Raw genomic sequence first — 7,149 nt, forward strand, 5'->3', positions numbered from 1 at the left:
GCTTTTTTACCGGCAATGTTTGATTTTATGTAATTATTCGGATCGTTATTATTATTTTTGCCATCACCTTTGAATAGGTATTTCATCACCCCGAGCTGCCATATATAGCCTCCTCTCCTCCACAATGTTGTTGAATTTGGATGTGGTCGTCCTTGTGCACAGCATTAGGTACACGTACCCTGAATTTTGTCTGATTCCAACAACACTTTAGCTACCCGATGGCCGGCCCGCCTTCCAGAGCGGGATTCTCACCCGCTATAACAATCAACCTTGATCGACCGCACCAAAAAAAACGACCTTTCATAAGAAATCGCTTTTTAGCATATTCAAATCAGTGAGATTTTACTATCCCTTTACGCTCAAGTTTACCCCATCCTGTATGAATACCTTTAAGGGCTGTCTTAAATGCCTTAAGTACAACAGCATACATAAGCTGCCGATATACAAATCTCTGCCAGAAAAGCCACCAGAGAAGATTTTTACGTTCCTTTTCAATACTGAAGGCGACCAAGGCGCTAATAAATTCTATGACAAAAAAGAAGCTGTACATAAATCCTACATAATAAAGATTGGCAAGAGCACCTGGAAGCGGTTGCCAGTCCTGATTAAGAAGACCTCTTGTGATCAGTGGTTGTATCATTTTAAGCAGAGCTATTATTATCTGCAAATCAACAATCGGAGACAGAATCTGGAATATAATCTGGAAAAGCCACATTGATGGAAGCATTACCCAGCCAAAAAAACCGTATTTAAACAGCATTTTTTTATGTTTCCAGAGGCACTGAAGAGTTCCATAAGTCCATCTGAAACGCTGTTTGAAAAGTGCGCCCATATTGTCAGGAGTTTCGGTATGGCCAATTGCCTCCATTTCGGTTTCAGTCCTGTAGCCCATTTTTCTAACGCGCCATGTGAGATCCATGTCTTCTGCAAGAGTGTCGTTTGAAAACCCGCCTGCCTTGACAACCGCTTCTCTGCGCCATGCTCCGACAGCTCCTGGAACAACTGTGACAGCGTTCATCAGGCCGAACACCCTTCGATCCATATTCTGGTTTGTTATGTATTCAATGGCCTGCCAAAATGTAAGAATATTAATTCTGTTACCGACCTTAAGATTGCCTGCCACAGCTCCTACATTTGGATCGCAGAATCTACGGACAAGCATGGAAACTGAATTGGCTTCCAGCAAAGTATCAGCATCCAGACAAACAAGTATTTCTCCTGATGAATTGGCGATGCCATTATTAAGGGCAGCCCATTTGCCCTGATTCTTCTGGGTTACCAGACGAACCCTTTCCTCATCTCCAAAAAGCCTCTGTACCTCGTCAGAAGTCCCGTCAGATGAGCCATCGTCAACGACAATTATCTCATAGTTGGAATAACTGGTTTCAAGAGCCGCATTAATCGTAGCTGCAATAACCTTCATTTCATTATATGCAGGGACAAGAATGCTCACCCGGGGCTGCCATGATGGGTCATAATTCATTTTACGTTCTTTTTTCAGTGCCAGAGGCGTCATGATGATAACAAAAAGAACGCGGAGTGTTCCAAGCACAATAGATGCTATGAATGCAATGGTCAGGAATGTATTTAAATAATAACCGGCTTCAAATACTACCCTGTCAGCCCTTATCAACATTTTCTCATTTGAGGCTGCCTTTGGCATGACTGCGTCTCTGGAGGTGTTCATAAGATCAGAAACCCTGGCGAATTTATATCCTTCCTTTAGCAGCTGGGGTATGACAATTTTCAGGGCATTCACAGTCTGGGATCTGTCCCCACCGCCATCATGAAGAAGGACGGCATTACCGTGTCCGGCGTGCAGCTCTTCAATCATCTGATTGGCTATATCCAGATCTGTTCTTTTTTTAATTCCTGTTTTACCTGTAATTTCAGGATTCCAGTCCTGGGGATCAATGTATTCTCCCACAGTCACATAGCCCTGCATGGACGCAAGCAATATTGGTTTGACTTCTTCTGCGCTTGTTGGTTCAGCATCTGCATTGTATGGAGCCCTAAAAAGAATGGTTGACCGTCCGGTTACACTTTGGATAGCTCTTTCAGTGGCATTAAGTTCAAGCAAGGCTCTCTTTTCAGATACTTCTGCAATATTTGGATGAGTAAAAGTGTGATTGCCTATTTCATGCCCCTCGTCCCATATGCGTTCCAGAAGCTCCATATTGTTTTCAATATTATCTCCTACTACAAAAAATGTGGCAGGCACTTTATATTCTTTCAAAACATCAAGAATCTGGGCCGTATACGGAGATACAGGCCCATCATCAAAGGTCAGAGCCACGGTTTTTGGTTGCAGTCCGCTTCGCTCTATTACATAGGATGAAGGCATGGCTTTGTATGACTCATCTGTGCAGAACCCTGTTTTTTCATCTATTTCAAGAACGCGGGAGCCTTTCTGCAAATGGGATTTCAGCTTTAGAATATCGCCCTCACCAATAAACTCAACATCATACGGAAAATTCACTTCCTCAAGCTCATGAATATCAGGTTTTTTTTCGATGTTTTTGTGGTTGAAAAATTTCCAGATTGAAGGATCTTCTGATCCAAGAACCCATAATGCTCCACCACGAACGCGATAGTTTGCCGCTAACTTCCACTGGTTTGCAGCAGAAACTGCATCAAGCATCCAGACTTCGTGCTGAAGCCCTTTTTCATCCTCATAGTTAAAGGTTGGATTCAAGTATTCAGGATCAAAGTCTATAATGTCTTCGGCTTTGTCGTCCGGAGAATTATCCCTCGCAGTTATGAGCGCCTGCTGAAATGTAATTGATTCAGCCAGATGTTTGCCCTCAGTCCAGTCATACGCATAGTTGCCCAGTGCGACGACCAGTTTGTCCGGTGGAATTATAGAGGCTATGCGACTCATGAGTTTGCTGTACCAGGAAAATGAGGTTATAGGACCGGGTTCAGATTCAGCAGAATGTTCATCATAAGCCATCAGAACAATAAAATCAGAAGATGCCGCCATTTTTTTGAAATAAGCATCACTACTTCCGGCTTCTATATCAATACTAACTTCTAAGTGATCTTCATGAAGAGCATCTGCCAGCTTGGCCATAAAACCATGCATTAGTTTGTAATCATTGGGATACAGATTTTCCAGGTCGATATTCACCCCTTGAAAATCATTTTTTTTCAACCAGGACTTGATACTTGCAATAAATTTCTGCTGATTATCAGGATTTGAAAGCAGGGCATGAGCTCTTTTAGGATCAAAATTACTGTCTGCGTAATTATTTATAAGAGGCATTATTGAAATGTTATTTTTACGGGCAGTTTCAACTACTTCCTTATTCAGGTAGACCGTTTCAGGGTCCCAGTCTGAAAAGTCAATTGCAGCTCCGTCATTTTTCAAATGTAGCCATTCAGGGATAATATGGGTCAGCTTGTCGGCATTGGCCTTTAATGAATGGATTCCGGATTCCTGCCATATAGCGTAAAAGCCTGCTACAATCTTTTCGCCTTTATCCGAAGACTCAGATCTGCCTGCCTTAAGAGCCTTTGAATTCTCTTTCTCTGTATTAACCCTGAATTCATTATATATATTATCAAGCATAAAATGCTGAAGTTGTTTTTTCTTCTCTGGAAAAGCAAAAGGACTGTGCTGAATGCTCCTATGTGGTTCTTTAACAATATCAGGAATACGCGAACTAGTGAGGTGAACCAGGCTCAGTACAAAAAGAGCAGAAAAAACAAGTGCAAAGGATAAAAAAGCGCCGCCCAAAAATTTCAGCATTCGCCATCTTTTTAGGGACGCATCATAAAAAATAATTTTATCTGTCAATATTTTTTCCTTTGAGGCTGATGTTTAGTGGAAATATTTTAAAAAAATAAAAAGAGCCGATGCTATTTTATTTCCCCAAACATTAAGGACCTTTGCATGGCTCCATTTTTTTATGTGGCTATGCTCAATTCTCAGTAATATTTGAAAAGGTCATGGCCTGAACATTTGTAAGACTCTAAAAATATCAGTATTTTTGTCTACTAACAAAACCATAAAGTTTTTGCGGAGCTTTTTCCAAAAAGCGACCCGCCGGAGGCACCCTGCTTAACGTCGGATTAAGGACAAAGGGCGTCGTAATCCGACGTATCACCCTTGTTTTGATGGCAAATTAACCTACAAGGCACTTTTTAACTGAAAATCAGGCAAAGCCACATTTTTTTATGTTCTGAATAAAATATAATAACAAAATTCTTGGAATGAAATGCTTTTTTAGGGGGGGGGAAGCATATGTACAAATAGAGACTTCATACATCATATTTTGTTCATCACTGATATGCCTGCCACATCGAAAAATTTTTATGGTTTCGATGTCGATTTTTTCTTAAGAATATGAGCCGCACTTAAAGCCTACACTCGCATGTTGAAGTATAGTTGGGCATCCCTTATAAACCATAAGTTTTTTGCGCAGCTTTTTTTCAAAAAAGCGGCCTTTAATAAAAAAGATCGCTTTTCAATTCCGGTGAATAATTAAATTTTAAAAAAAACATGTTCCTAAACCCTTAAAATTTCACAGGTCTTGGAACACACATAAATTCAGAGTGAAATGGATACAGCGGCAATATCGTCGTGGGGTTTGAAACGAGGAAAGATTATGCAGTCCGGGTCCGTCATCTCGAGGTTACGCACATGGTTTCTGAGTGCCTTAAGGCCACCTTCAAGAAAAATAGAGACAAAGGTGCTGAAGTCCGGATCCTTGTCCGGATACGCTGACGGGAGGAACAGACCATCTGTGAAAAGAAGGATGTGTTTAACATTGTGTCTTGGCGCTTTTCCTGTGTTCAGAAACCTCGCATAGTCGGCTTCACCGTTCAAGACGCCGTAGGTCACGTTCATTTCTGCCCTGATTTTCAGGATCTGGTCTTTCAGAAGATCGAAAATTTTCTTTTCCCCTGAAGATTCTGCCATATCCTTCCACATCAAAAGTGTTTCCCTGTCATGGTCGTAGTCTGTAACGGGAATATGGAAACTGCCGTCGTCATAGATCATAAGCAGCAGGGAATCTCCGGCCTGTACCCATTCTATGTGGTCGTCTCCTATGCGAACCACGGCGCAGCTGGTACTCCATAAAGATGCTTTGTCCGAGACATTGACTCCATGTTCAAGCATTTTTTCGTAGATGGCTGAGTTGGCCTTTTCGGCAAGAAGAGGAAGAGGGCCGTGGTTTTCCATGAACGTGTCCCTGGCAATCTTTGAGGCCAGAAACCCTCCGGTTTTATCGTTTTCGTATGTGTTTCTGGTCAGACTTGTGGCACCGTCAAAAACCCCGAAAAGGTTCCCGTTAAGAGAAACTGCGTCTTCGTTGATCGTGCCTGAGCCTTTTTCATGAATCACATCCGTTATCATCGACAAAACCGCCTTGAATGAAGAAATATTCGTTATAACGGCAAAAATTTAATCTTCAGGCAGCCCCATGTCAAATCGATTGTCTGAATGGAAAAATCTCTGAATATTGAGAATAGCTATACATTTTGCATGACAAGATCGGTGTAAATTGATTCCACATGCTTGAACACAGATTCCCAGCTATATTTTTCTTTGAGATCATTAAAAAAATCAGAAGATAGTGCTTCTTTTTCACCATATTCCATAATCTGGAGTTCCAAAGCGCTTGCAAGCCGTTCACGGATCAGCGGCATATCTTTATCATATGGACGGTCTATGGTTTCAAGATCAGGAAGATTTATGAGCTGACCCCAGTTTCCCTGAAGCCCTTCAACAAGCTCACGGATTCCAGGCAGATCTGTTGCCACAATTCGGCAGCCCGAGGCCAGAGCTTCGATGATCACAAGCGGCAATCCTTCAAAAAAAGAAGGTAGTACAAAAACATGGGCCTTGCGCATCATACCTCCAAGGTCACGGGGAGAAAGAGAACCACAAAATGTTATTTTGTCAGGTATTTTTTCGGCAATGGCATTGCACAGGTCTTTGTCAGGTCCTGATCCCGAACCAGCCACGTAAAGGTGGATTGGTAAGTGTCTGAGTCTTTTATGCGAGAGGCTTTCGAGAAGCTGAACCAAACCCTTGGATTGAGATATTTTTCCGGCATAAAGAAGGGTGAATGGAGGAGATGCGGGTTTTGGCTTCGGATAAAAAATGTCCGGGTCAAAGCCGGTGGGCACAACATGGATTTTTTCTTCATTCATACCGTAGAGTTTTGAGATTTCAGTTTTCTGGCGGGGGGTTAGAGCGAATATCATGTCTACATTCGGAATATTACGAATGAGCCTCTCTCTTAAATGAGGGCAGTTCCTGAACTGGCGAAGGTCAGTTCCATGGCAGCTCACCACCATGGGAATTTCAGGGTAAAGCCTGCGGGCAAGAGCGCTCATTATCCAGAGATGGTTGCTGTGAATAATATCCGGCCTGTTTTTTTCAACGGCGACCATTATCGCCTGTGTGAACGCTTTCTCATAGGCTTCTAACTGGCGCTCATCCAGATCCATGAAACGGCTGCTTGGATAGGGCATAACGTCACTCATTCCGGGAACAGGAAAAGAAAGGGGCGGATTATCAAAGGTAACCATATGGATATGATCGGCTTTGATTCCGCTAACATCCAAAGCATCGAACGCTGATTCAGCCGCAACAAGTGAACACCGATGACCATCCTGGGCTGCCTTGGCTATCAGCGCCCGGGTGTAGATGCCGCTTCCAGTGCTGTCCGGCCGCTGACTTAGAAGATAGAGTACATTCATAACCCAACTTTCTGACTTAAAAATAAAAAACCCCTGATATGTTGATGGAGCCGCAAAAAGTCAAAAATGGCTTAATCGTCATGCCGGACTTGATCCGGCATCCAGAAATTTCAGTCACTTCTGGATTCCGGCCTGCTCCAGAATGACGGTAATAGAACTATTTGCGACCTTGTCATATACTAATCTGATTACCACTCTGCTTCAGCCATAGAAAGCATGGTTGATGGCATGGGTGGAGTCCTAAGAGCAACATAAATCAGTCTGTGAATCATGGACGGCAGATCATATCGGCGATTGAATCTGTACTGAAATTCTGCCAGGTACCGCGGAACATGCTTGCGATTAATTGCATGATAAGTACCTTTGAGCGCATTTTTTAAGTTACCAAGTATTATATTGACCCATTTGAAGGATGGATGCTCTACAGCTGCTTTA

The 7,149-nt window shown here is 42.6% G+C and carries 4 protein-coding genes; all 4 read right to left on the reverse strand.

Annotated features, from left to right (window positions below; all coding sequences use genetic code 11):
* Positions 1-331: 331 nt before the first annotated feature.
* Complete coding sequence (locus tag K245_RS0116005; RefSeq protein ID WP_084156365.1) at positions 332-3,799, reverse strand: polysaccharide deacetylase family protein; 3,468 nt, start codon at positions 3,797-3,799, stop codon at positions 332-334.
* A gap of 753 nt (positions 3,800-4,552) precedes the next feature.
* Complete coding sequence (locus K245_RS0116010) at positions 4,553-5,362, reverse strand: protein phosphatase 2C domain-containing protein (protein WP_027360046.1); 810 nt, start codon at positions 5,360-5,362, stop codon at positions 4,553-4,555.
* Positions 5,363-5,478: 116 nt separating this feature from the next.
* A complete protein-coding gene (locus K245_RS0116015) occupies positions 5,479-6,714 on the reverse strand; it encodes a glycosyltransferase family 4 protein (RefSeq protein ID WP_027360047.1) in 1,236 nt (411 codons plus the stop codon).
* 188 nt (positions 6,715-6,902) lie between these two features.
* On the reverse strand, positions 6,903-7,149 hold a 247-nt coding region (locus K245_RS27360), incomplete at its 5' end, for a transposase (RefSeq protein WP_027359238.1).

Origin of the sequence: Desulforegula conservatrix Mb1Pa (assembly GCF_000426225.1) — a bacterium.
GTDB classification, from domain to species: Bacteria; Desulfobacterota; Desulfobacteria; order Desulfobacterales; family Desulforegulaceae; genus Desulforegula; species Desulforegula conservatrix.